Raw genomic sequence first — 23,240 nt, 5'->3', positions numbered from 1 at the left:
ACCGGCCTGACTGCTCTGCTGGATTTCGTCGAATTCACGAACGGTGGAAAGCCCGTCCCCGCGGTGCCGTGCCGTAGATGCGCGGCACGGCGGTGACAAGTTCTTCCGGCACCAGCGCACGGCCGTCGCTGCTGGAGTACTCGCCCTCGATCGCCCACCCGGTCAGCCGCTGGAACTTATCGCCGTCGACGCGCACCACCTGCCCGGTGAGCCACCCTGCTTCGTCGGACGCGAGGTAGGCGACGACACCCGAAGTGTTCGCGGGGTCCCGCGGATCGAAGCCGTCCGCTCGCACATCGGCGTGCACCGCGCCGACGCCTTCGGTCATCCGGGTGGCGGCGATCGGTGATACGACATTGGCGGTCACGCCGTAGCGAGCCATCTCGAGCGCGGTGATCGTGGTCAGCGAGACGATGCCGGCCTTGGCCGCACCGTAGTTTCCCTGACCGACGTTGCCGAACAACCCGGTTCCGGACGTGGTGTTGATGATTCGCCCGCTGACCGGCTTGCCGGACTTGCTCGCCTCACGCCAATAGGCGCAAGCGTGGCGGGTGAGAACGAAGGTGCCCTTGAGGTGCACATCGATGACCGCGTCGAAGTCCTCCTCCGACATGGAGAAGAGCATCCGGTCGCGCACGATCCCGGCATTGTTGACCACGATGTCGAGATGGCCGAACTGCTCGACCGTCGAACGCACGAGATCTTCGACGCCGACCCAGTCCGTCACCGAGGTCCCGTTCGCAGTGGCGGTGCCGCCGGCGGCGGTGATCTCCCGGACGACGTCGTCGGCCGGGCTTTCCTTGCCGGGTTCACCATGCAGCCCGGCACCGATGTCGTTGACGACGACGGTGGCGCCGGCGGCCGCCAGGGCGAGGCAATGGGCGCGGCCGAGACCGCGCCCTCCACCGGTCACGATGGCGACCTTTCCTTCGAGCATGCCCATTGGTCGAGTACTCCTCAGCGAGTCGGAACAGTTCAGGGGCGGTCCCCGTCAAGGGACCAAGGTAGCAACTAGGGGCCGTAAATAGCCATAATATCTATCTATATCCTAGCCGTCTCCTCGGGGAGCTGTCGCCCCGACATCGGCTTCCACCTCGGCTCGGCGACAGCAGCCGGGGACCGGTACTGAACCGACGGCATGCGCCTGGTCATCGCGGGTTACACGCTCGTGAACTTCGCAGTAGCCGGCGATGGCCCTACCCGGGACACGCACCCTCGTCGAGAAAAACACAAACAGTTATCTAATCAACCCGTTATCCTCGAGTCGTCGGAGCTACACGAGTTGCTTCGCAAGGACAAAGACGTCGACAACGATCACTCACAGTCGCGCCCCCTCGAGGCCGGCATTTCGAACCGGCAACGGCGGCAGCAGGCGGTACTCCCCTCCGGGGTGCGGGCCAGAACGTAACCGCCGAGGGCACAGCCGCCGACCGGGCTGCGGCCTCGCGGAGATCCCGAACCGGCTGAACGACCACGCAGTCGACGTCGGTACAGAAATGCAGACGGGAGTTCGTGAGCCATGAGTACTGGGCAGCCTGAGGCGCGCCACGATCGTGAGAGCAAATATGGAGAGCGCCAGGCGAGTGAGGGCCATCCGACTGTCGGCCTCGCCCAGACCGTCGACGCGGTCATGAGCAGATACGCGGATCGCCCGGCACTCGCCGGTCGCGCCGCCGAAATCGTGGAGGATCCCACTTCCGGTCGCCGTTCCCGGCAGCTGCTCCCACAGTTCGCCGCGCTGACCTACGCCGAACTGTGGGCACGAGCCCGGGCGATCGCCACGGCGTGGTCCGCCCAGGGAGTGCGGCCCGGCGACCGCATCGTCACGATCGGGTTCGCCAGCATCGATTACGTCACGGTCCATCTCGCTACCACCGCTGTGGGTGCGGTTTTCGTCCCGCTGCAGGCCGGCGCCCTGGTCGAACAGTTGCGCACGATCGTCGCCGAAACAGCACCCCGGGTCATCGCGGCGAGTGCGGAACATCTGGCGAAGGCGGCCGAGTTGGTGTCGGCGGTCGACCCCCGACCGTCGGTAGTCGTCTTCGACTACCACCCCGAGGTCGACGACGAGCGCGAGTCGTTCGAAGCGACTAATCGCCGATTCGGCGATGTCACGATCGACCCGCTGGGGTCGGTCGAATCGTTGGGCCGCACCTTGCCCGTCGCACCGCTGTTCGTCCCCGAACCCGGTGCAGACCCGCTGGCGCTGCTGATATACACCTCGGGCAGCACCGGCGCCCCCAAAGGCGCGATGTATCCCGAACATCTCCTACTGAACTATTGGACGGGCAAGGCCCCCCAGGTAGGTCGCGGCGAGGCGCCGGTCAACGTGGGTTATATGCCGATGGGGCATACGTTCGGCCTCGCAACTCTCTGGCGCACCTTCCAGCGCGGCGGCACTACGCATTTCACCGCATACTCGAACCTGTCGACCCTGTTCGAGGACATCGCCCTGGCCAAGCCGACCGAGTTCTACGCGGTGCCGCGAGTGCTGGACATGATCTACCAGATCTACCAGAGCGAACGGGTCGCCCGGCGAGCCGAGTTCAGCGATCCGGACAGCCTGGACGCGGCTGTGAAAGCCCACATCCGCGACAACGTCCTGGGCGGACGGGTCCAGCAGGTGAGCGCCGGCAGCGCACCGATCTCCGCGGAGATCAAGGAATTCGTGCGGTCATGTCTCGACGTGCCGATCCATGACTCCTACGGTGCGACGGAGGTCGGCAATGTGATGCACAACGGCAAGGTGTCGAGTCCACCGGTACTCGAGTACAAACTCGCCGACGTGCCTGACCTCGGCTACCACCGCACCGACCGACCGCATCCGCGAGGCGAACTGCTGGTCAAGAGCGAGAACATCATCGCCGGCTACTATCGGCGACCCGAACTGACCGCCTCGATGTTCGACGCGGACGGGTTCTATCGGACCGGCGACATCATGGCCGAGGTCGGTCCGAGCCGGCTGGTCTACATCGACCGCCGCAACAATGTGCAGAAGCTGTCCCAGGGCGAATTCGTCACCATTTCGCAGGTCGAAGAGGTATTCACCGACGACCCGGCGATCCGGCAGATCTATGTGTACGGCAACAGCGCCCAGGCGTACCTGCTGGCGGTAATCGTGCCGACCGAGACGCTCCTGCAGACCAGCGGCGACACCGAGACCCTGCGAACCCGGCTGACCGAGGCACTGCAGTCGAGCGCGAAACGCGCCAGCCTGGAATCCTACGAGATCCCGCGCGGTTTCCTGATCGAGGAGCAACCCTTCAGCACTGCCAACGGGCTGCTGTCGGAGGTCGGAAAACTGTTGCGGCCACGCCTGCGCGAACGCTACGGCGAGCAGCTGGAGGAGCTCTACGCCACCCTCGCACGCGGCGAAGCCGACGAACTGGAGGCGCTGCGGACCGGCGGTCCCGATCAGCCGGTATACGAGACGGTCACCCGGGCCGCGCGGGCCTTGCTCGGCTGCGCGAACACCGATCTGCACCCCGATGCTCGCTTCTCCGATCTGGGCGGGGACTCGTTGTCCGCACTGACGTTCTCGAACCTGCTGCAAGACATCTTCGGCGTCGACGTACCGGTCTCCGTGGTCATCAGTCCGGCCGGCAGTCTCCGAACGCTCGCCGACTACATCGAGACCAGGCGCACCGAGACGGACACGCGCCCCACCTTCGCCGCCGTACACGGCGCAGGAGCGACCGAGATCCGAGCGAGCGATCTGCGGCTGGACCGATTCATCGACGCGGCCACCCTCGATGCGGCCGCCCAGCTGCCCCCACCGCTCGGTGCCGAGCCGACAACGGTCCTGCTGTCCGGAGCGACCGGATATCTCGGCCGGTTCCTGTGCCTGGATTGGCTCGAACGCCTTGCCGCACACGGCGGAAAGCTCATCTGTATCGTGCGCGCGGCCGACGAAGCGGCAGCGCGCCGGCGACTCGACGACACCTTCGACACCGGCGACGAGTACCTGCTCCGGCATTACCGGGAACTGGCGGCGAACCACCTCGAAGTACTCGTCGCCGACCTCGGCGAATATCGCCTGGGACTCGACGACGACACCTGGCAACGGCTGGTGGACGAGGTCGACGTCATCGTGCACCCCGGCGCGTTGGTCAACCACATGCTGCCCTACGACCAGCTGTTCGGCCCGAACGTCACCGGCACGGCCGAACTGATCCGGATAGCGATCACCGGCCGGCTCAAGCCGTTCACGAACCTGTCGACCATCGCCGTCTCACATCAGATCGAACCGGGCCGGTTCGACGAGGTCGCCGACATCCGCGAGGTAAGCCCCGTCCGCACATGCCATGCCGGCTACGCAAACGGGTACGGGAACAGCAAATGGGCTGGTGAGGTTCTGCTGCGCGAGGCTTACGACCTCTGCGGTCTCCCGGTGACGGTATTCCGGTCCGACATGATCCTCACCCACAGTCGCTACACCGGACAGCTCAATGTGCCCGATATGTTCACCCGGCTGCTGTTCAGTATTGTCGCGACCGGCCTCGCGCCGGATTCGTTCTACCAACCCGCCGAGGGCGGTGGCCGGGCGCGAGCCCACTACGACGGGCTGCCCGTCGATTTCAGCGCCGGCGCGGTCGACACTCTCGGCAGTGGCCACACCGAGGGCTACCGCACCTACCACCTGATCAACCCGCACGATGACGGCATCTCCCTGGATACTTTCGTCGATTGGCTCATCGAGGCCGGCCACAAGATCGAACGATTGGACCACGGCGCTTGGCTGAAACGGGCCGAAGCCGCCATGCGCAACCTCCCCGAGCAGCGACGGCAACGCTCCCTGCTGCCCTTGCTGAAGGCCTACGAGCGCCCGCTGGCGCCGGCCCCCGACACCGCCGCACCCGCACCGCGACTGGAGGAGGCCATGGCGGCGACACCGATCGCCGGAAGCACCGAGATCCCCCACCTCACCCGCGACCTGATCGTCAAGTACCTCGCCGACCTGCGGGCGCTCGATCTCCTGTAACGCGGAGCGATAGTGTAATAATATTACCAATTCTGCTGTAAGGGAGTTGTCGATGAAGTTGCGGCTGGACCAGGACCTGGAGGATCTGCGGGCTGCCGTGGACGGTCAGGCCGCCAGGACCGTCGGTCCGCTCGCCGCGGGGGTCGACCGGGCTCAGGGCTTTTCCCAGGAACTGTGGGATGCGGTGCGCGAGATCGGATTGACCAGGCTGCCGTTCGCCGAGGAGTACGGCGGCGACGGCGGCACGGTCCGCGCCTATGTTGTCGCCACCAGGGAGATCGCCCGGCACTGCCCGGTCGCTGCGCTCTACCCCGGCACGTCGATCCAAGTGGCGATGACGCTGCTGAAGCACGGAACGGCCGCACAGGTCGAGCGCTACGTTCCCGGCCTCGTCGCCGGCACGTCCATGGCCTCATGGGCGTTCACCGAACCGGCAACGGGTTCGGATCCGCGCCAGATCAGTACGCGGGCGGAACCCGATGGCCCGGGATGGCGTTTGAGCGGCACCAAGCAGTTCATCTCCTTCGCCGGCCAGGCCGACGTCGCGCTGGTCTTCGCGCGGACATCGGAAACCGCGCTGGGCGCGTTCCTGGTCGACACCACTGACCCCGGCTGGCAGACCGGCCCGCCGAGCGAAGTGCTGTCGATGGGGGGCACCGAGGCGAGGCCGGTAACGCTCGACGGAATCCGGCTCGCCGAGGATGCCCTGGTGGGCGCGATCGACGGCGGTTTCGACGTCATGATCGCCGGCGAGGCCTTCGGCAAGGTGCGGGCAGCCACCATCAGCGCCGGTATCGCCGCACGGGCCCTCGAAGAAGCAAGCGCCTATGCGTTGACCCGCGAACACCGGGGCGCGCCGATCGGCCGGAAGTTCCCGACCATCCAGGCCATGCTCGGCCGGGCCGCGGCGTCGACCCTGGCCGCGGAGTCGCTCGTCCTCACCTGCGCGGACCTGCTCGACCGTGGTCTTGCCGTGACCGCGGAAGCCGCCTCCGCCAGACTCGTTGCCGGGCGTGCCGCGCGCGAGTCCGCGGAGGCCGCGCTGCACGTCTGTGGCGCATATGGCCTCACCCGCGAGATGGTCGTCGAACGCCTCTACCGCGAGGCGGTGTTCTTCGATGTCTCCCAAGGTGTTTCAGAGATTCAGCAAATCATCGTCGGCCGCGAACTGCTGGCCGGTACGACTCGGCAAGGGGCGTCCTCGTGACCGGTTCCACTCATCCGCTCGATCTCACCGGGCACGTCGCCCTCGTCACCGGCGGTAACTCCGGAGTCGGTCTCGGCATGGCCGACGGTCTCGCCCGCGCCGGGGCCGACGTGTGTATCTGGGGGCGTAACGCCGGCAGGAACAAAGCGGCCGTCGACCAGCTTCTCGAACACGGTCACCGGGCCGTGGCCTACGAGGTGGATATCGCCGACGAGGCCGCCGTCGTCGGCGGGTTCACCCGGCTCGTCGACGAATTCGGCCGCCTCGACTCCTGCTTCGCCAACGCCGCACTCGCCAACTCCATGACCAACCCGCCGTATCTGGACTCCACCCTCGACGAGTGGCGAAATCTCATGCGAGTGGACCTCGACGGCGCCTACCTCACCACCCGCGAGGCCGCCCGGCATATGAAAGCCCTCGGCAACGGCGGCAGCATCGTGCTCACCTCCAGCATCGCCGCGCTGTTCGGCTCGCCGCGGGAGGAGGCGTACGCGGCGGCCAAAGCCGGCCTCCTCGCACTCGCGCGCTCGCTCGCCGTAGAGTTCGGGCGCCACCGCATCCGGGCCAACGCGGTACTCCCCGGATGGACTCGCTCCCCGGTGTTCGAGGGCTGGCTCGAAAATCCGGCCGTCAGCGAAAAGATCCTTTCCCGTATCCCGCTGCGCCGCTGGGGAACCCCGGAGGACTGGGCGGGAATCGCCATCTACCTGGCAAGCCCGGCGTCATCGTTCCACACCGGCGACACCTTCCGGCTCGACGGAGGGTTCGGAATCTTCTGATGCTTCCCGCAGTCGCGATGCTTTCCGTGCCGGGACGGCTCGCCGAGACCGTCGCGCTGGGCGCAGAGTTCGACGCCGCCGGGTTCCCCGGGCTGTACCTGCCATCGGCGGGTGATCCTGTTTCGCTGTGCCTGTCGCTGGCGCACGCACCCCGGGTCGCGCTCGCGGCGCTCGGCCCGAAGATGGTGGATCTCGCGCTGACGCGAGCAAATGGGCTCATCCAGGCGAACGCGGCCCGCAGTCGGCTGCCCGAACTGATGGCCGAACTGCGTGACCGCGATCGTCCGCCGGGATTCGAGGTCGCCGACATGATCCCGACCGTTGTCGGCGCGGACATCACGGCCGCACGTGAGCGCTGCCGTGACATCCTGCTCCCCTACTTGGCCCGTGCCGGCTATGTCGCCTACTGGCGAGCGGCCGGCTACACCGAGGAGATGGACAGGGCCGACGCCGCGCGCCGTGACGGAGACAACGCGAGTGTGCGGGCCGCGATGACCGATCGGTGGATCGACGATGTCTGCCTCTGCGGACCCGCGTCCCGCATCCGCGAAGGGCTGGCGGCGTGGTTCGAGACCGGAATCGACCTTCCGATCCTCGTGCCGTCATCGCTGGACGGTGGGCACCGTACCGCCTTGCGGCAGCTCCTCGGCATATTCGGCTGAGGGCGGGCTGCCGCCCGGTCCGGTGACGGCGAACACCAGCTCGCGGCCCCTGAGGGTGCGCTGGAATGGGTGGCCGAGGAGGAGAATGCGACTCGAGCAGCTCGCCGTCACCGACTCCGCCCCGGTCCACCGACCACGCCCGCTCACCGTGCGAGGCAGCGATCTCCGGCTACGCGCGATAATCGCGCAACAACCCCTTGCTGATGATGGTTTTCTGAATCTCGCTGGTGCCTTCACCGATGAGCAGGAACGGCGCCTCCCGCATCAGCCGTTCGATTTCGGCATCCTTCGAGTAACCGAAACCGCCGTGGATACGGAACGATTCCTGGGTCACCTCGGCACAGAATTCGCTGGCGAGCATTTTCGCCATGCCCGCCGCGACATCGTTGCGCTCACCGGAGTCCTTGAGCCGGGCGGCGTTGACCATCATCAGATGTGCGGCTTCGACTTTCGTCGCCATCTCGGCAAGTTTGAAGGAGATCGCCTGATGCTGGGCAATGGGTTTCCCGAAAGTCGACCGCTGCTGTGCGTAGGCGATCGCCAACTCGAAAGACCGGATCCCCACCCCACAGGCCCGTGCGGCGACATTGACCCGTCCCACCTCGACACCATCCATCATCTGGGCGAAACCGCGGCCGGGCTGCCCGCCGAGGATCGCATCGGCACCGATCCGGAAGCCGTCGAAATGCGCCTCGGTGGTGTCGACCCCCTTGTAGCCCATCTTGTCGATCTTGCCGGGAATGGTGAGCCCGGGGAGCACTTCTCCGTAACCGGTGGGCTTCTCGACCAGGAAAGTGGTGAGGTTGCGGTGTGGCTTGTCCTCGCCCAGATCGGTTTTGACCAGCACCGCGGTGAGATTGGACGTGGAGCCGTTGGTGAGCCACATCTTGTTTCCATCGATGACGTAGTCGTCGGCGGAGCGGGTGGCCCGGGTCCTGATGGCGGCGACATCCGACCCGAGGTCGGGCTCCGACATCGAGAACGAGCCGCGGACCTCGCCGGTCGCCATACGGGGGAGGTAGTACTCGCGCTGCGCGGGCGTACCGTGCCGGGCAATCATATGAGCGACGATGAAATGAGTGTTGATGACACCGGACACGCTCATCCAGCCACGGGCGATCTCCTCCACCACCAGGGCGTAGGTCAGCAGCGATTCGCCGAGCCCGCCGTATTCCTCGGGAATCGTGATGCCGAACAGGCCGATCTCCTTCATCCGCTCGACGATGTCGGCTGGATAAGTGTCGGAGTGTTCGAGTTCTTGTGCGTGCGGGATGATTTCGCGATCGACGAAGGCGCGGACGGTCGCGAGAATATCGGATTGGACCTCGGTGAGTCCGGCGGTCCGGGCGAGGGTTGTCATACGGTGATCCTTTCGAAGGGTGCGGCCGGGCTCGGTCCACCGCCGAGACAGCGGACGTGCGTGCCGGACCGGCTGTCGTGGCGCCCGAGCGCGCGATTCGTCACGCTGAACGGAGCGGCTACAGTCGTTGCGAGGCCGTACATTTCACCGTGATCCACCGGTCTGCCGCTTTGCTTGTTTCACCAGCTGACCGCCGATGATGAGGCGCTGAATCTCACTGGTGCCCTCATAGAGCCGCAGCAGCCGCACATCCCGGTACAGCCGTTCCACCGGGACATCGCGCATATAGCCGGTACCACCGTGGATCTGCACGGCCAGGTCGGCGACTCGCCCCACCATCTCGGTGCAATACAGCTTCACCGCCGACGGACCGACTCGCTTGTCCTCACCGGACACGTAACGAGCGGCCACATCGCGGACCATCGCCCGGCCCGCCAGGACTCCGGCGTACTGGTCGGCGATCATCGCCTGAATCAGCTGGAAGTCACCGATCGCGGTCCCGCCCTGGGTGGCGGTGGCAGCGTAGTTCACCGACTCGTCCAGGCCCCGCTGCGCCGCACCGACGGCGAGCGCCGCGATATGTACCCGACCGCGGGTCAGCGAGACCATGGCCGCCTGATAACCGACGTCTTCGCTCCCGCCGACCAACGCGGCGGCGGGCACCCGGACATCGGAGAAGTGCACGTCCGCGGTCCACGCACCCTCTTGGCCCATCTTGCGATCCTTGGCGCCCACCTGGACCCCGGGCGAATCCGCGGGTACCAGGAACACCGCGATACCCGGGCCGTCGGCATCGGCCGGTCGGGTGCGCGCGAACACGACGAACAGGTTCGCCCACGGGGCATTGGTAATGAAACGCTTCTCGCCGTTGATGATCCAGTCGTCACCGTCGCGGACTGCCGCGGTACGCAGGCCCGCCGGGTTCGATCCCGCGCCCGGCTCGGTGAGCGCGAACGAGGCGACCACCTCACCGGAGGCGATGCCCTCCAGCCACCGCTGCTTCTGTTCCTCGGTGCCGTAGTTCACCAGCACCTGGCCGGCGATGCCGTTGTTGGTGCCGAACATCGACCGGAAGGCCAGGGTGGTGTATCCGAATTCCATGGCCAGTTCCACGTCCTGGGTCAGGTCGAGGCCGAGGCCGCCCCATTCCTGAGGGATGGCGTATCCGAACAATCCCATCGCCGCGGCGTGGCGGCGGATATCGTCGGGAATCCGGTCGTTCTCCGCGATCTCCTGTTCACGCGGTACGACTGTGTCGCGGACGAACGCCCGGGTCTGCGCGAGAATATCGGCGAAGTCCGCGGCCGATACCTGTGCGGCCGAATCCGCTTCGGCGCTGTTGCTCTCGCCGGTCATTGTGTGCTCCTGTTCCTGTACATAGCGGGTGCCGGCCGAATCGGCGAACCCGTCAGCCTTGCGCCACTCCGAGGTGGCCACCGTCGATCAGCTGGTCGATGTCGTCTTCGGACGCGCCGAGCAGTTCACGCAGTACCGCCGCGCCGTCGGCGCCCAGCAGCGGCGCGGCTCCGGCCGAGAGGTGGCCGCCGTCGAACGCGGCGGGGAGCCCGGCCGCTAGGTAGGTACCGATGCGCGGTTGATGCAGGACCGAGAACAATGGGTTGGTCTCGAGTTGGCCGCCGCCGACGAGTTCTTCGAAGCTGCGGTAGCGCTCGAACAGCACCGAGCAGCCCGCCAGCGCCTCCTCGACTTCGGCAGCGGTGTGCTCGGCGAACCAGGAGGCGAACAGCGCGTTGAGCAGCTCGCGATGGCGGTATCGGTCGGCATCGGCCGAGAAGTCCACGCCCAGTGCGGTTTCCAGGGCTGCGACCGCCGCGGTGCATCCGGTGACCCGTACCAGGTCACGCATATGCCGGGGCGTCAGCGCCACCACCATGTACCGCGCGGCATCCGCCGTGACGAAATCGTGGCCGTAGGTGCCGTACACCGCGTTGCCGATAGCTGTGCGACCGACACCGTTGACCTGGACCTCGGTGAGGTAACCGAGATACCCGGCGACCGCGAGCGCCACATCCGACAACGGGAGGTCGATCTCGGCACCGCGGCCGGTCCGTTCGCGGCGCCGCACCGCCGAGACGATCGCCAGCGCGGCATACAGACCTGCCGCCACATCCCATGCGGGCAGGGCATGGTTCACCGGTCCCGCGTGCGATTCGGGTCCCGTGATCATCGGAAAACCGGACGCCGCGTTCACCGTGTAGTCGACAGCGGCACCCCCCTCCGGGGTGCCGGTGAGACGCAGCGTGATCACATCGGACCGCACGGCGCTCAACGCCGCGTGGCTCAACCAATCCCTGCCACCGGCGTTGGTCACCAGAATCCCGCCACCCGGAGCGGTGACGAGACGCTGCACCAGACGCTGCCCCTCCGAGCTGCGCATATCACAAGTGACAGAACGCTTCCCGCGGTTGAGCCCGGTCCAATAGATGCTTTCCCCGGATTCCGTGATCGGCCAGCGGTTCTTGTCACCGGCCCCGCCGATCGGATCGACACGGATGACATCCGCGCCCAATTGCGACAGGGTGAGGCCGCACAGCGGGGAAGCGACGAAACTCGATACCTCTACGATTCGCACACCGGCCAGCGGCCGCAGGTCGGGCAACTCGGTCATGCCATCAGCCCCGTGAATCGCCAGTCCAGAACAGGCCGGCTCGAGGCATGTCCGCTGTGCGCCTGCACGATCGAGCGCAGCCGCACCACAGTTCCCACCTCGAGCTGTTTCGCGCCTTCGACGTGCACCTCACTGGTGACGGTGTCGCCCTCACGTACCGGGCCGGTGTGCTCGCAGGACTCCCAGCCCAGCACCGTCACCAGGTTCGGTAGCGCACGCGTGGCCTGGCTCAGTGCCAGCCCGATGGTGTGCCCACCGTAGACCAGCCGGCCTCCCTCTCCGACCCGTTCATCGTGGTGCACAGCGGCGATATTGAGGGTCAGACGCGCCAGTTCAGGTGCGCTGGACACGACATCGCCGCTGCTGCGGAATGTCGAGCCGACCAACTCGGGCTCGAAGTGCCGCCCGGCCGCACGCTGCCGAAAGATGCCGAGATCCCATCCGCCGACCGCGTCGGGCGCTGCGGAACCTCCGGTGCCGATCATGGAGAGGTCGTCCTCGTACCGCTTCCCGTTCGTGGCAGCGCCGGAACTCAACGGCAACATCGCACAGCGGTAGAAGTCCAGTAATGTGCGGCCGTGCTGGTCGACGGAGATTATCCGCAGCGCGGCGAGCCCGGTCGGCGCCCGCCCCGGCTTGCGTGAGTTCTCGCGCAGCGCCACTACCTCGGTGCGGGTGTAAACGGTGTCGCCGAGCAGCGGGAAACGATGGAATCGCAGCCCACGGTAGAAGAGGTTCGCTTTGACGTGGTGAGTCGCGAGGGTGGACTGCCCGATCGCTATGTCCCACACCAGCGCCGGATGCGCGACCTGCCCGGAGGCGCCTGTTACCGCCTCCGACAGTCGAACATCCAGCGGCAATCGGAGCCGGTCGCCGATGATCGCCTGGTGGGACGCGGCCAAACCGCTGGTCAGAGTGACCGCCGGAGCCGAATCGAAAACCGCGCCGCGCTCGAGTTCGTCGAAATACGGTCCACCCACCCATTGCTGGTCCACCGGCTGCTCTGTCGCCACGTGCGGATTACCTCGATCCGTTCTCGCTGGATACACCTCGTCCCGGCCTGCTCCGCCTGGAAGCACCGCCCTGACGTCTGGGGGGATACTTGCAGCCCCGAGCGAAAAATGTCAATACTAATACATCTATTAAACTATTTTTCTGGCACAATGGCCGTACAAATACCGTAGTAGGAGAGCGCGATGACAGACCGGGAACGAGATGGGGAACCAGCACACCAACTGGTGTCCCGGACGCTGCGCGCCGGCATCGCCGCGGGCAACTACCGAGACGGCGGCAGGTTGCCGACCGAAGCCGAACTCGCCCAGCAATATCGAGTGAGCCGCCAAACCGTGCGCCGCGCGTTCCAAGACCTCGTCGCCGACGGCACTGTCCACCGCGTCCCCGGCCGCGGCACGTTCGTCCGCGAAACCGGTGGCCGCTACCTGCGCCACCACGGGTCCATCGAGGACCTGATGAGCCTGTCCTCCGATACCACCATGGAAGTCCTCACCCCCCTGCACCGCCGGGTCGATGTCGAAGCCGCCGGCCGATTGCGCCTCGACACGGATGTCGTGTACACGATCACCTTCCGCCGCATGCACGAGGGGATTCCATTCGTGGTGACCACAGTGCACCTACCCGAGCACATCGCCCGGCACATCGCCGACCGCGAAGAGATAGGCCCCGGCGGGACGAGTCCGCATACAGTCATCGGCCTACTCGAACCCCATCTCGAAAGCCCGATCGTCGAGGCCGCACAGTCGATCACCGTTTCGTGCGCCGACACCGTCATCGCGACCGGACTCGATTGCGCGCCGAGCCATCCGATGCTCCGCGTCGACCGGTTGTATTTCGATGCCACCGGACAGATCGTGGACCTGTCGATCAGCCACTTCATGCCCGAGCGCTACACCTACCGGGTGACGCTGCGCCGCAGCACTCCGTGATGCGAGGTTCGCCCGGCGCACCGGGGACGCATCCTCGGTCGACTGCCCGAGTCACGTTTCAGGACGGCGGAACCTGAGCCCCGGCGGCGAGAGGCCGCCGAGAACCGGTCCAGCCGCAGGGCAGACCGCAGCTCAAATGCATTTCCGTTTCGATGCTTCCACCGCTGAACTGGCGCGTGACAACCGTAGCCGTAGCGGCGTAGCCGCAGTTCGGGCAATTCTCGAAGAAGTTCAGTACCTCACGCGCAGAAGTCCCGACCAGGTACTCCGGGCGCGCCGGACGACTCGGCGATGGGACGGCAGGCACCTCTTGTCGTCGCCCCTCGCGACCACCGGCGCGACGCTCGCCCTTGTCGGCGGCACATCGAGCCCAGGGTCGCGAGCCTCGCGGTGACATCTCCATCATCTTCGACTCCTTCTTCGATGCAGCATCCGCCGAAGCAGTAATAGTTATATAATTAATCTACACGATAAGCGTTCTCGCCGCTCGAGCCGCACAACCCCGCATGCGCCTCGACGGCCCCGAATCGCATTGCGCGAGGCCACCGCAGACGCGTGATCGAGCGATGTGAGCCGCCGTTCGGGTCATTCGTTCGCGCGTACATCGGGAATCCTGGAAGCTGCCGGCCCGGCCGGAATGGAACGACGGCAGCAGACCTGCCACCAAGGCCCGCCCGAACAAGGTCGCGCCTCCTACGTAAGAGCGGCGGGCGCACTAAGGTATATTATCGCACTATAAATTCTCCACGGAGACGCGTAGAGCGGGTGGACCCGAAGCGGCGTCTTCCAATGCCCTCACAGCTGTTCACTCGCGAAAGGATGTCAATGAGCGAGATCGCTCCCGTTTCGCTGCTCGTCACAGGCGCCACCGGCATGCAGGGCGGAGGCGTCGCCCGAGCGGCGCGGCAAGCCGGCATCGACGTCACCGCGCTGGTACGAAACCCGGACTCGGCGCCCGCCCGCGCACTCGCAGCAGACGGCATCCGGCTGGCAGTCGGCGATCTGGAGGACCCCGCGTCGCTACTCGCCGCATGCACCGGCCGTTCCACAGTGTTCTCCGTACAACTGCCCCCGACGCGGGACCCGGACTCGGAGCGGCGGCAAGGGGCGAACCTGGTCGAAGCCGCGTCCAAGGCAGGCGTCCGACACCTCGTCCACACGTCGGTGTCCGGCACCGGATGGCGGACCGAACACGCCCATATCGACCCGGGCGCGATGACCAACTATTGGCAGAGCAAGGAGGACGTCGAGGATGCGGTCCGGGCTGCCGGACTCACCTACACGATCGTCAAGCCGGCGTTCTTCCTCGAGAACTTCATCGATCCCAAAGCCCCCCACATGTTTCCGCTGCTTTCCAGCGGCGAACTGGTGGTGGCGACCGCGCCGGACACCCGGGTGGCACTGATGGGCGCAGAGGAGTTCGGCGCCATCGTGGTGACGATCGCTCGGAACCCGGAACGCTTCGCGGGAGCCGAGATCGAGCTGGGCAGCGACGCCGTGACCTTTTCGGAGATGGCCGACATCATCAGCACGGTCACCGGGCGGCGCATCACAGCGTCGCACCTGCCGGCGACCGAGGTCGATCATCGTCTCGGAAGAGCGTCCTGGACGGCCACCCAGGTCTGGCTCGACGAGGTCGGCTATCCGGCACGGCCGGAGCACGCCGCCGCGCACGGCCTCGATGCCACCACCACAGCCCGCCAGTGGGCGGAACGCCACTGCGACCAACTGCTTGCCGCCACCGAACCGCGGGAACGATCCGTCGGTTAGACGGATTTCTACATGCACGACACGTCCAAGGCGCCTGCTGCCGGGCGCCGGTCCTCGCCTGCGCGAGATTCGTTCGCGGACACGACATCCCCGGTCGGACCCGCGCTCCGTCGCTTGTTCGCGACGGTGCCGTTCGCCTTCGCTTGTCCGCAGCTCGCCTACGGCATCATCGGATACTTCACCGCACTGCAGGTGCAGTCGATGAACAATGCGGAGAAGGTGCACAACCTGGCTCTGGTGCACGCCGCCGCTGCCGTCGCCGGGCTCGTGGCGCAGCCGTTGGTCGGCCTACTGTCCGATCGGACGCGCACCCGATTCGGTGCCCGGACACCGTGGATGGTCGTCGGATTGGCCATCGGGTGCATGTCGTTGGCGGGCACGGGATTCGCCACGTCGATCGCGGTGCTCACCATCACGGCGATGGCGGCGCATTTCGGATTCAACACCTTCGCGTGCCCCTTGACTGCGATCCAGCCGGACCGAGTACCTCCCCGGCTCCGAGGCCGCTATTCGACCCTGGCGGGGCTCGGAGTGATCACGGCCGGGGTGCTCGCTCCCGTGCTCGGGGCGAGTTTCCTCCATCGCATCTCCACCGGCTATCTGGTTGCGGCCGCGACGATACTGGTCGCCGCGCTCGTGTTCCTGGTACTGAATCCCGACCGCGACAATCGCACTCAGGCTCGCCCGCCCTTCTCGCTCGCCGTCGTCGTGACCTCGCTGTGGATCGACCCGCGCCGAAATGCGGATTTCTACTGGGTTTTCCTCGGCCGGTTTCTCATCTGCGCCGGCTACTTCATGTTGCTGAACTATCAGCTCTACATCACCGAGGACTACATCGGACTCGATGTCACGCAAGCCGCACGCGTGGGGTCCCTGCTCAACCTCATCAGCCTGCCCGGCTTCATTCTGGCCACAGTTGTCGCCGGCCCGCTCTCCGACCGCATCGGCAGGCGTAGACCTTTCGTCTTGGTTGGGGGCCTGCTCATCACGCTCGCCGTGCTCGTGCCGATCGCCGTACCGACGGTGCCGGGATTGGCGGCGTCGACGATCATTCTGACCGTCGGGTTCGGCACCTTCATGTCGGTCGATCAGGCCCTGGTCACCCAAGTGCTGCCGAATCCGGACAGCGCCGCGAAAGACCTCGGCCTGATCAACATCGCCGCAACCCTGCCGGCCACGATCGCTCCGGTGGCCGCGGCCGCGATCGTCACCGTCTTCGGCGGGTACGCCGCGCTCTACCCGGCGGTCGCCGTTCTCACCTGCCTCGGCGCACTCGCGGTCCTCCGTGTCAGAACCGTCCGCTAGACAACGCGGCCCGCGTGACCCGGATCCGCGGTCACGCCGCTGCCGAAGCCGCGGCGCCGACCACAACGGCCTCGTCTGCCCAGGTGTCCGTCATAGCCGGCATCCCGGGAACCGTCGTTCTGTGCCGCGTGAGTGCCAGCACGATCAGTCCGGCCAGGCCCCAGATCCCCATGACAACCAGATCGCCGGTGATTCCGTCGCCACCGAAATAGGCGACGCCACGCAACGCGGACAACGCACGAGGGGTGGGCAGAATCTCGTGCATCCACCGGTAGAAATCGGGCGCCATATCCAGTTGCACCGGCAGCCCGGATGCGGTGACACCGGCCAGTATCAGCACCAGAATCGAGACCATGACCATGGCGGGCCCGATGGCCCGCATACCGGCCAGCGTGACCAGTCCGGCGACGGCGGCCGTCCCGGCCAGGACCGCCGCGGACGCCGCGACATTGCCGGGGAACATACCGAAAATTACCCAGCCGTAGCAGGTTTCGATACCGGCTATGACCATCGACATCACCACGAGTGTGAGCAGTTGCCACCGCACCCGTAGCGTCGGTGCCACCATCGCAATGACAAGACCGGACAGGAAGCCGCCGACGATCGCCCCGATGCCGACATACAGCGCGCTGGTGCCGAGACGGTCGGACGCAGGAAGAGCGACCACGTCGTGCACCCGGACCGTGGTCCCGCTGGACTGTGCCGTGGCCGAGAACAGGGCGCGCGCGGCCTCGGTGGCCTGGGCCCCACCGGCGGACGCGAGAAACAGGTCGCCGGTCGCCGGGTCGTAGGCCGCACGAATATCGCGTTCCCGCACCGCGTTTCGCGCCGATTCCGCGTCCACGACACGGTGTATCTCGAATCCCGTTGCCCGCGCGGAGAGTTGCGTAGCGATGGCGTCCGACGACGCGCCGTCGCCGATGATCGCCACCTTCATATCGTGCGGTGCCGGCGCGTGCAGCGCGCCGAGGAAAAGGCCGGGGAGTGCGATCAGGAAGAACAGCGGGAGCACCAAGACACCGGTGATGGTCCTGCGCCGGATGAGCGCCGGATCATCCTGTTGCACAGCGGTATCGGCGACGCCACGTTCCAGGGAACGGTTTTCGGTAGTAGTCATCATCGGCCCTCCTGCCCGATAGCTGCGCGCCCGGACGGCTTCGGCGAACGCAAGGTGGAAAGCCAGATCCCACCCGCGCCGAGAGCGATCCAGAGCCCGACTATCGGCAGGTCGGCGGCGATGCCGTTACCGTCGAAGTAGAGCGTTCGACGCAGTCCGTCCAGCACCGCGGACGTTGGCAGCCAGGAGTGCAGGTGGGTGACCAGATCCGGGGTCATATCGACCGGCACCGCGATACCGGATGCGGGAACTCCGAGGATGACGAGGACCGTGACGCCGACGACTGTCATTGCCGGCCCGATAAGCTTAACGCCCCCGGACTGCAGCAGGCCGGCGCACACGGTACCCAATGCCACCAAGGCGGCGGTTCCGGCCAGATTTCCCGGCAGCGCACCGTAGGCCGAGTAGGCGATGAATGTCGTCACCACCGCCGCCAGCACCGCGACCAGACCGAGGACGCGCAGTTCACCGCGAATCGATAGCCCCGGAACCGCGACGTTCAGCACCGTCGCGGTCACGAAGCCGGCCAGAATTCCGGCCAGACCGACGAAGAGCAGACTCACGCCGAGCCGGTCGGATTCTGGTAGCGGCGCTACATCCTGAACCGTCATGGCGGTGCCCAGATCTGCCGCGACGGCCGCGAACGCGCTCTCGACCGTCGCCGCGGCAAGCGGACTGCCCGCACCGGCGGTATACAAGACGCCGGTAGCGGGCTCGAATGCGCCACGGCTGCTCAAGTTTTCGAGATGCCGCCGCGCGGTCGCCACGTCCGGAACGGTAGTGACGCGGAACGACGGCGCCATCTTCGTGGCGAGCCCGGCGGCCAGCTGCACCGTGTGCTGATCTGTGCCGACGACCTCGACGTGCATGTCGTGTGGCTGTGGTTGATGGAACGCGAAGAGGTACATGCCAGGCAACGCGAGCGCCATGAACAGCGGGAACAGCAGAGCACCGACCATCGGCTTCACCGCCCTGTCCACGCGACGGCCGCCCCTCGGCGACTGGGTCATCGTTCTTCCCTTCACCCGTCAGATATCTTACATCTGTAAATTATACGACAGATGTAAGATATCTATGGCGTGCGGGTGTGACCGTGACCGCACCGGTTTCGGATCAGACGAACATCCCGCGAATCATCGCCCAGAGCCGCTGCGCGGCGGACGATACCGCCTCCGCCGTCGCGGTCTCGTCCGATCTCAGCCAGTAGGCCAGGAACCCGAGAATCCCCCCGGCGAGGAATTGGGCGAACTCCTCGGCATCCGGAGCCGCGGCCTGTGATTGAACGATCCGCTCCACGAGCTTCGCGGCCACCATCTCGCGCGCGATGCCGGCGATACTGCGGGCACCGACCAGCCGCCGATACACCACGCGGTTCGCATTGACTTCCCCGAGGAAACCCACGAGCCACTCCGGGACCGATTCTTCCGCGACGGTCGTGTCTCCGGCACTGCCAGCGGATTCGCGGAGGCGCTCGATCAGCGCGTCCGCGGCGAGTTCGTCCAACGACGAGTAGTGGAGATAGAACGTCGGCCGGCTGACTCGCGCCCGCCGAGTCAGATCGACAATCGAGATCTCGGACCAGTCACGTTCGGCCACGAGTTCGAGGACGGCGGCCCGGAGGCTCTCCCGGGTACGCAGGATCCGGGCGTCCACCCGTTCGATGACGGGCTCCGATGCTTCGGCCAACACTCCTCCTCGACCCGGCGGTTGCGCGACATGTGTCGTACATGACGGTATCGGGACGGTCGGTGCGGCAGGCCCACGGCTACCGCGGTGTCCAGATCGACCACTGCGATGGCGAACCGCCGCGGCACCTCGGCGATGATGTCGGACGGTTGGAACGCCTCCCGATTGGTGAGCCATGCGAACAGTCCGTACTCGGATTCCCGGCGGCCATCGGTGGTCATCGCCGAGCCGATCAGATAGGCGAGGTCGAATGCGGGCGAGCCTCGACCGACAACTTGCCAGTCGCACATGGCCGCGTGCGGACCGTCGAAGTACACGTTGCCGACGTGCAGATCGCCGTGCAGCAAGGTCTGATCGCCGAGTTCCGACGCGGCCACGAACCCCCAGAACAGATCGATACATCGCTGCGCCGAGGTGAGTTCAGAGGGCAGGCAGTCGATACGTGTGTCGATGAGCCCCTGGACAGTCGGGACATCGAGCATCGAAAAGTACGCACGCCCTTTACTTTTCGGATCCGCGACGTGCTCCAGCCAGCTCGTGTCCGCCAAAATCGTTCCCGGAAAGTCACATCACGCGCGGGACGCCGACGCGGCGGCGCGAGCTCGGTGCCCGGCTTCCCGATGTACACGGTGGCCATCGGGGCGATCCGCTCCGGCAGCGCCAGCCACTCACGCACACGAACATTGCCGAACAAGCTCCCGCGCCTGCTCCGCCGAGCGCGGCGGTTGCTCCCCCGCAGGCGGGCTCGCCGTCACCGGCATGTTCGTCAGCTGCGGTGTGAGACTCGCCTGCCGCCGACGCCTCGGCAGCTCCGGCCGCCCCGCCGCTCGGCGCGGCGTCGAGTCGTCGGTTGTCGTCGACGGGTCTCGGCCCGTACCCATCGAGCCGACCAGGCCGGCATCGGTGATCCGGCGGCTGTCGCAGCAAGCAGCCGGTGCGAATGCGTCACGCGGTCGCGGTGATGGCCTCGGCGCAACATCAACCGGTGCCGTTGATTACGAAGCTGATGCAGGTGTCGGAATCGTATGTGCGGCAGGTGATTCACGACTTCGACGAGAAGAGGATCGATGCGCTGGACCCAAATGGAGCGCGGGCAGGCCGGCGAAGACCGATCAGGCGACACGTGATCGGATCTGTTCCATCGCCCGTTGCTGCCCGCGTGATCTGGGCTGGCCATTCCCGGTGTGGAGTCTGTCGAAGCTGGTAGAGGTGTTGCGGGGGGCATGGCCGCGACTGCACGGCCCGCCACTGACGGCTGATGTCACTGGCCGACAGCGGCGCGGCCCACCACTCGGCCGTATCGGGCCAGATCCGGGGCAAGCCAGTCCTCATACCATGGTCTCGAGAGCCGCTCGCCCAGCGAATCTTTTTATCTGTCAAGCGGGCGGCTGCAGCAGGCGAAACAGTTCGTCGAGCAGTTCGACTGCTCGGGTGGCATTTGCGGCATCTCCGAGTCGGTCCGCCAGCGCGTCATCCACTGGGCGCGCGGTGCGCCTGGCGATCGCGCGCCGCAACATGTCGGTGGGATAGGCCAGGGTGCGGCGGCGGTCGGTCGAGTCGCTCGACGTGCTGAGCAGGCCCCGGTCGACCAGCCGTGCCACGGAGGTCGACACGTGACTCTGAACGAACCCGGTCCGCTCGGTGATCTCACGCACCGAACTACCGGGGTGCTCCATGACGTCGTCCAAGACCGCGATTTCGCCCGGGGCGGGCACCACATCGCCTGGCTCCAGGCTGGCTTGACGCCCGATGTCGGCCAGGTAGAGGGCGAGCCGGTGCAGCTGTCTGCCGTTCATCCATGGAACCTATCAACAGCAGATGCATCATAGACAGATGCATCTGCCTCAGATACGGTAGCTGCACCAAATGCAAATCCAATCTTCAAAGAAGAGAATTATGCTCTCTCAGCGCAGTAGGTCGATTTCCAGATGACTCGACAACATCAAGGAATCCATGGCCGGAGCCTTCAACGCCGAAGCCGCAGGTCTCTACGCCCTCGCCCCTCATGCCGGATCCGAGGTGATCGATGAAAATCACCGTCCGAGAGTGTGTCCCACCGACGTCACCGGTGGCGCGATAACGCTTACTTTGCCGAACTACGCCACCTCCCGAGGCGACGGCGACCCAACGACCAATTCACCCCAGTTCAGAACCTCGGCCGCATCTGGGTCGTGGTCCATCAGCCGACCGGCTCTCAGGAGCATCATATGCGTTTCACCAGGTTGTCATCGGTTCTTGCTGCGGCCGTGCTCGCAGTTGGATCCGGCGCGGCAATTGCCCACGCCGACAACGACTCCCCAGTTCTCACCGTAACCGTCGAAGCCGATGCCGAAGGCGGGCCGACCATTCCGGCGGACTTCCTGGGCTTGTCGTGGGAGGCCAACGTGCTGCACGAGCCGTGGCTGGGCGTCGACCACGGAAACATCGCCCAGTTACTGGATAACCTCGGGGGCGGCAGCTTGCGATTCTCCGCCAACGGAGTCGACGAAACCGCGTGGCAGCCGGACCCAGCCGTGCCGCCGCCCACCTGGGCCGCCGGCAAGGTCATCACACCAGCCGACCTGGCTCGCGTCGGTGGACTGGCACGGCGCACCCGCTGGCCGATCGACCTGGGCGTCAACCTGTTCCACTACGACCCAGGCGCGGCGGCGAGCGAAGCTCGTGCGGCGCAGCACGAGTTGGGTTCAATGCTGCGTTCGGTGCAGATCGGTAACGAGCCCGACATGTACACCAGATTCCGCAACGAGCCGAACTACACCCCGGACACCTATGTGCCGCAGGCCAAGGCATACCGGGCCGCGATCGCGGCCGCGGCACCGCACATTCAGTTCGCGGGTCCCGATTCGGTCGCGGCGCTGTACGGCACACCGGGCGGCAACGGCCTGGCACAGGAGGCGGCGCTGTGGCGATCCACCTATATCACCGCCTTCGGTGAACAGACCCGCTTTCTCAACCAGCACTACTACCCACTGGTCAACACCCCAGGTGTCGACCCGGCGCCGACCATCGACAATCTGGATTCGCGTGCTACCGCGGAGAATTCACGCCAATTCGTCGCGAGCTTCGTCCAGCAGGCTCGAGCAGCCGGGCTCGAACCCCATCTGTCCGAGACCAACAGTGTCGCCAACGGCGGAAACGCCGGGGTGGCAAATACTTTCGGTGCCGCACTATGGACCCTCGACTACCTGCTCATGGCAGCCGCGCAGGGAGTGACCGGCGTCGATATGCACCAGGGGCCGCACAATTGTGGCAGTTATGCCTGGGTGTGCTTCCCCGACGACCAGGCCGCAGCCAGTGGTCGCCTGCAGGCCCAGCCTCCGTATTACGCCGGGTTGGCCCTTGCGGGACTGCGCGGCGGACGCTTCCTGCCGGTGCAACTGTCCGATACCAAGACGAATGTTTCGGCCTACGCTCTGCGGATGCCCGACAAGAAGATTCGAGTTGTCGTGGACGACCTCGACCGTAACTTGAAGGGCACCATTGCTGTTCGGATCCAGGGCGGTGCGACTCACGAGGCGACGATGCAGCGATTGTCCGGTCCCTCCGTGGAAGCCACCACAGGAGTGAGCTTCGCCGGCACCCAGGTGGCACCGGATGGCGGCTTCGCTCCCGGCCGACCCGAACACCTCACCGAGAAGGACGGCATACTCGGCATCGACGTCGACGCGCCGGGCGCGGTTGTGGTCGACATCGACAAACGCTGAGAAGAGGCTCAGAGATCTGCCACCAGCTGCGCGGCGGCACACGAATTCTCTTGTTCCTCAGCAGGTTACGAATCCGGGTACCGTGCCGACCCCGCAC

General features: G+C 66.1%; 19 protein-coding genes. 9 read left to right on the top strand and 10 right to left on the bottom strand.

Annotated features, from left to right (window positions below; all coding sequences use genetic code 11):
* Positions 1 to 34: 34 nt before the first annotated feature.
* Positions 35 to 943 carry an SDR family NAD(P)-dependent oxidoreductase gene (locus ACQPYR_RS14565; RefSeq protein WP_433632393.1) on the bottom strand — a complete coding sequence of 303 codons (909 nt, stop codon included), beginning with the start codon at positions 941 to 943 and terminating at the stop codon, positions 35 to 37.
* Between the two features lie 576 nt (positions 944 to 1,519).
* Between ACQPYR_RS14565 and car the strand changes: the two genes are divergently transcribed.
* The 4 genes from car to ACQPYR_RS14545 are packed head-to-tail and all read left to right on the top strand — an operon-like array spanning position 1,520 to position 7,629.
* Entirely contained in the window at positions 1,520 to 4,981 is a 3,462-nt protein-coding gene (gene car / locus ACQPYR_RS14560; RefSeq protein ID WP_433632390.1) for a carboxylic acid reductase, read from the top strand.
* 52 nt (positions 4,982 to 5,033) lie between these two features.
* Positions 5,034 to 6,188, top strand: coding sequence for an acyl-CoA dehydrogenase family protein (locus ACQPYR_RS14555; RefSeq protein ID WP_433632387.1), 1,155 nt, complete (start codon positions 5,034 to 5,036; stop codon positions 6,186 to 6,188).
* The gene (locus ACQPYR_RS14550) at positions 6,185 to 6,967 is read left to right on the top strand and encodes an SDR family NAD(P)-dependent oxidoreductase (RefSeq protein WP_433632385.1); all 783 of its coding nucleotides are present in this window, start codon (positions 6,185 to 6,187) and stop codon (positions 6,965 to 6,967) included. Before ACQPYR_RS14555 ends, ACQPYR_RS14550 begins: the two co-directional genes overlap by 4 nt.
* Entirely contained in the window at positions 6,967 to 7,629 is a 663-nt protein-coding gene (locus ACQPYR_RS14545; protein WP_433632383.1) for an LLM class flavin-dependent oxidoreductase, read from the top strand. The genes ACQPYR_RS14550 and ACQPYR_RS14545 overlap by 1 nt, the downstream gene beginning before the upstream one ends.
* A 169-nt stretch (positions 7,630 to 7,798) precedes the next feature.
* Here the strand turns inward: ACQPYR_RS14545 and ACQPYR_RS14540 are convergent, their stop codons facing one another.
* The 4 genes from ACQPYR_RS14540 to ACQPYR_RS14525 all read right to left on the bottom strand — a co-directional run bounded on the left by ACQPYR_RS14540 (position 7,799) and on the right by ACQPYR_RS14525 (position 12,613).
* Entirely contained in the window at positions 7,799 to 8,989 is a 1,191-nt protein-coding gene (locus ACQPYR_RS14540) for an acyl-CoA dehydrogenase family protein (protein WP_433632380.1), read from the bottom strand.
* A 144-nt stretch (positions 8,990 to 9,133) separates the two neighbouring features.
* Positions 9,134 to 10,345, bottom strand: coding sequence for an acyl-CoA dehydrogenase family protein (locus tag ACQPYR_RS14535; RefSeq protein ID WP_433632378.1), 1,212 nt, complete (start codon positions 10,343 to 10,345; stop codon positions 9,134 to 9,136).
* A 52-nt stretch (positions 10,346 to 10,397) separates the two neighbouring features.
* Positions 10,398 to 11,618, bottom strand: coding sequence for a CoA transferase (locus ACQPYR_RS14530; RefSeq protein WP_433632375.1), 1,221 nt, complete (start codon positions 11,616 to 11,618; stop codon positions 10,398 to 10,400).
* Complete coding sequence (locus ACQPYR_RS14525) at positions 11,615 to 12,613, bottom strand: MaoC family dehydratase (protein ID WP_433635130.1); 999 nt, start codon at positions 12,611 to 12,613, stop codon at positions 11,615 to 11,617. Before ACQPYR_RS14525 ends, ACQPYR_RS14530 begins: the two co-directional genes overlap by 4 nt.
* A gap of 201 nt (positions 12,614 to 12,814) precedes the next feature.
* Between ACQPYR_RS14525 and ACQPYR_RS14520 the strand changes: the two genes are divergently transcribed.
* The 3 genes from ACQPYR_RS14520 (at position 12,815) to ACQPYR_RS14510 (ending at position 16,636) form a co-directional block, all read left to right on the top strand.
* Positions 12,815 to 13,561, top strand: a complete 747-nt coding sequence (locus ACQPYR_RS14520; protein WP_433632372.1) for a GntR family transcriptional regulator — start codon at positions 12,815 to 12,817, stop codon at positions 13,559 to 13,561.
* A gap of 825 nt (positions 13,562 to 14,386) precedes the next feature.
* On the top strand, positions 14,387 to 15,331 hold the full coding sequence (locus ACQPYR_RS14515) for an NmrA/HSCARG family protein (protein WP_433632369.1): 945 nt from the start codon (positions 14,387 to 14,389) through the stop codon (positions 15,329 to 15,331).
* Positions 15,332 to 15,343: 12 nt separating this feature from the next.
* Positions 15,344 to 16,636: an MFS transporter gene (locus tag ACQPYR_RS14510; RefSeq protein WP_433632366.1), complete on the top strand. Its 1,293-nt coding sequence runs from the start codon at positions 15,344 to 15,346 to the stop codon at positions 16,634 to 16,636.
* 31 nt (positions 16,637 to 16,667) lie between these two features.
* On the opposite strand, the gene ACQPYR_RS14505 is transcribed toward ACQPYR_RS14510, so the two are convergent.
* The 4 genes from ACQPYR_RS14505 to ACQPYR_RS14490 all read right to left on the bottom strand — a co-directional run bounded on the left by ACQPYR_RS14505 (position 16,668) and on the right by ACQPYR_RS14490 (position 19,987).
* A complete protein-coding gene (locus ACQPYR_RS14505) occupies positions 16,668 to 17,756 on the bottom strand; it encodes a hypothetical protein (RefSeq protein ID WP_433632364.1) in 1,089 nt (362 codons plus the stop codon).
* A complete protein-coding gene (locus tag ACQPYR_RS14500) occupies positions 17,753 to 18,763 on the bottom strand; it encodes a hypothetical protein (RefSeq protein WP_433632362.1) in 1,011 nt (336 codons plus the stop codon). Before ACQPYR_RS14500 ends, ACQPYR_RS14505 begins: the two co-directional genes overlap by 4 nt.
* Positions 18,764 to 18,866: 103 nt before the next feature.
* On the bottom strand, positions 18,867 to 19,349 hold the full coding sequence (locus tag ACQPYR_RS14495; protein WP_433632360.1) for a TetR/AcrR family transcriptional regulator: 483 nt from the start codon (positions 19,347 to 19,349) through the stop codon (positions 18,867 to 18,869).
* The gene (locus ACQPYR_RS14490) at positions 19,307 to 19,987 is read right to left on the bottom strand and encodes a phosphotransferase (RefSeq protein WP_433632357.1); all 681 of its coding nucleotides are present in this window, start codon (positions 19,985 to 19,987) and stop codon (positions 19,307 to 19,309) included. Before ACQPYR_RS14490 ends, ACQPYR_RS14495 begins: the two co-directional genes overlap by 43 nt.
* Positions 19,988 to 20,379: 392 nt before the next feature.
* On the opposite strand from ACQPYR_RS14490, the gene ACQPYR_RS14485 reads away from it, so the two are divergent.
* Positions 20,380 to 20,646 carry a helix-turn-helix domain-containing protein gene (locus ACQPYR_RS14485; protein WP_433632355.1) on the top strand — a complete coding sequence of 89 codons (267 nt, stop codon included), beginning with the start codon at positions 20,380 to 20,382 and terminating at the stop codon, positions 20,644 to 20,646.
* Positions 20,647 to 20,815: 169 nt separating this feature from the next.
* On the opposite strand, the gene ACQPYR_RS14480 is transcribed toward ACQPYR_RS14485, so the two are convergent.
* Positions 20,816 to 21,235: a MarR family transcriptional regulator gene (locus ACQPYR_RS14480; protein WP_433632352.1), complete on the bottom strand. Its 420-nt coding sequence runs from the start codon at positions 21,233 to 21,235 to the stop codon at positions 20,816 to 20,818.
* Between the two features lie 411 nt (positions 21,236 to 21,646).
* Here ACQPYR_RS14480 and ACQPYR_RS14475 point away from each other — a divergent pair, with 411 nt between their 5' ends.
* Positions 21,647 to 23,143: a glycosyl hydrolase family 79 C-terminal domain-containing protein gene (locus tag ACQPYR_RS14475; RefSeq protein WP_433632349.1), complete on the top strand. Its 1,497-nt coding sequence runs from the start codon at positions 21,647 to 21,649 to the stop codon at positions 23,141 to 23,143.
* Positions 23,144 to 23,240: the final 97 nt, after the last annotated feature.

It is taken from the genome of Nocardia sp. CA-120079 (genome assembly GCF_050955745.1).
Classification (GTDB): Bacteria; Actinomycetota; Actinomycetes; order Mycobacteriales; family Mycobacteriaceae; genus Nocardia.
The sequence above is the reverse complement of the archived record's forward strand: the minus strand, read 5'-3'. Positions and strand labels throughout refer to the sequence as shown.

Coding starts and splice junctions, on each gene's coding strand:
- ACQPYR_RS14535 (WP_433632378.1), bottom strand. CDS start 10,345: ATGACCGGCGAGAGCAACAGCGCCGAAGCGGATTCGGCCGCACAGGTA.
- ACQPYR_RS14515 (WP_433632369.1), top strand. CDS start 14,387: ATGAGCGAGATCGCTCCCGTTTCGCTGCTCGTCACAGGCGCCACCGGC.
- ACQPYR_RS14530 (WP_433632375.1), bottom strand. CDS start 11,618: ATGACCGAGTTGCCCGACCTGCGGCCGCTGGCCGGTGTGCGAATCGTA.
- ACQPYR_RS14545 (WP_433632383.1), top strand. CDS start 6,967: ATGCTTCCCGCAGTCGCGATGCTTTCCGTGCCGGGACGGCTCGCCGAG.
- ACQPYR_RS14480 (WP_433632352.1), bottom strand. CDS start 21,235: ATGAACGGCAGACAGCTGCACCGGCTCGCCCTCTACCTGGCCGACATC.
- ACQPYR_RS14520 (WP_433632372.1), top strand. CDS start 12,815: ATGACAGACCGGGAACGAGATGGGGAACCAGCACACCAACTGGTGTCC.
- ACQPYR_RS14565 (WP_433632393.1), bottom strand. CDS start 943: ATGGGCATGCTCGAAGGAAAGGTCGCCATCGTGACCGGTGGAGGGCGC.
- ACQPYR_RS14475 (WP_433632349.1), top strand. CDS start 21,647: ATGCGTTTCACCAGGTTGTCATCGGTTCTTGCTGCGGCCGTGCTCGCA.
- ACQPYR_RS14540 (WP_433632380.1), bottom strand. CDS start 8,989: ATGACAACCCTCGCCCGGACCGCCGGACTCACCGAGGTCCAATCCGAT.
- ACQPYR_RS14485 (WP_433632355.1), top strand. CDS start 20,380: ATGCGTCACGCGGTCGCGGTGATGGCCTCGGCGCAACATCAACCGGTG.
- ACQPYR_RS14500 (WP_433632362.1), bottom strand. CDS start 18,763: ATGACCCAGTCGCCGAGGGGCGGCCGTCGCGTGGACAGGGCGGTGAAG.
- car (WP_433632390.1), top strand. CDS start 1,520: ATGAGTACTGGGCAGCCTGAGGCGCGCCACGATCGTGAGAGCAAATAT.
- ACQPYR_RS14555 (WP_433632387.1), top strand. CDS start 5,034: ATGAAGTTGCGGCTGGACCAGGACCTGGAGGATCTGCGGGCTGCCGTG.
- ACQPYR_RS14505 (WP_433632364.1), bottom strand. CDS start 17,756: ATGATGACTACTACCGAAAACCGTTCCCTGGAACGTGGCGTCGCCGAT.
- ACQPYR_RS14510 (WP_433632366.1), top strand. CDS start 15,344: ATGCACGACACGTCCAAGGCGCCTGCTGCCGGGCGCCGGTCCTCGCCT.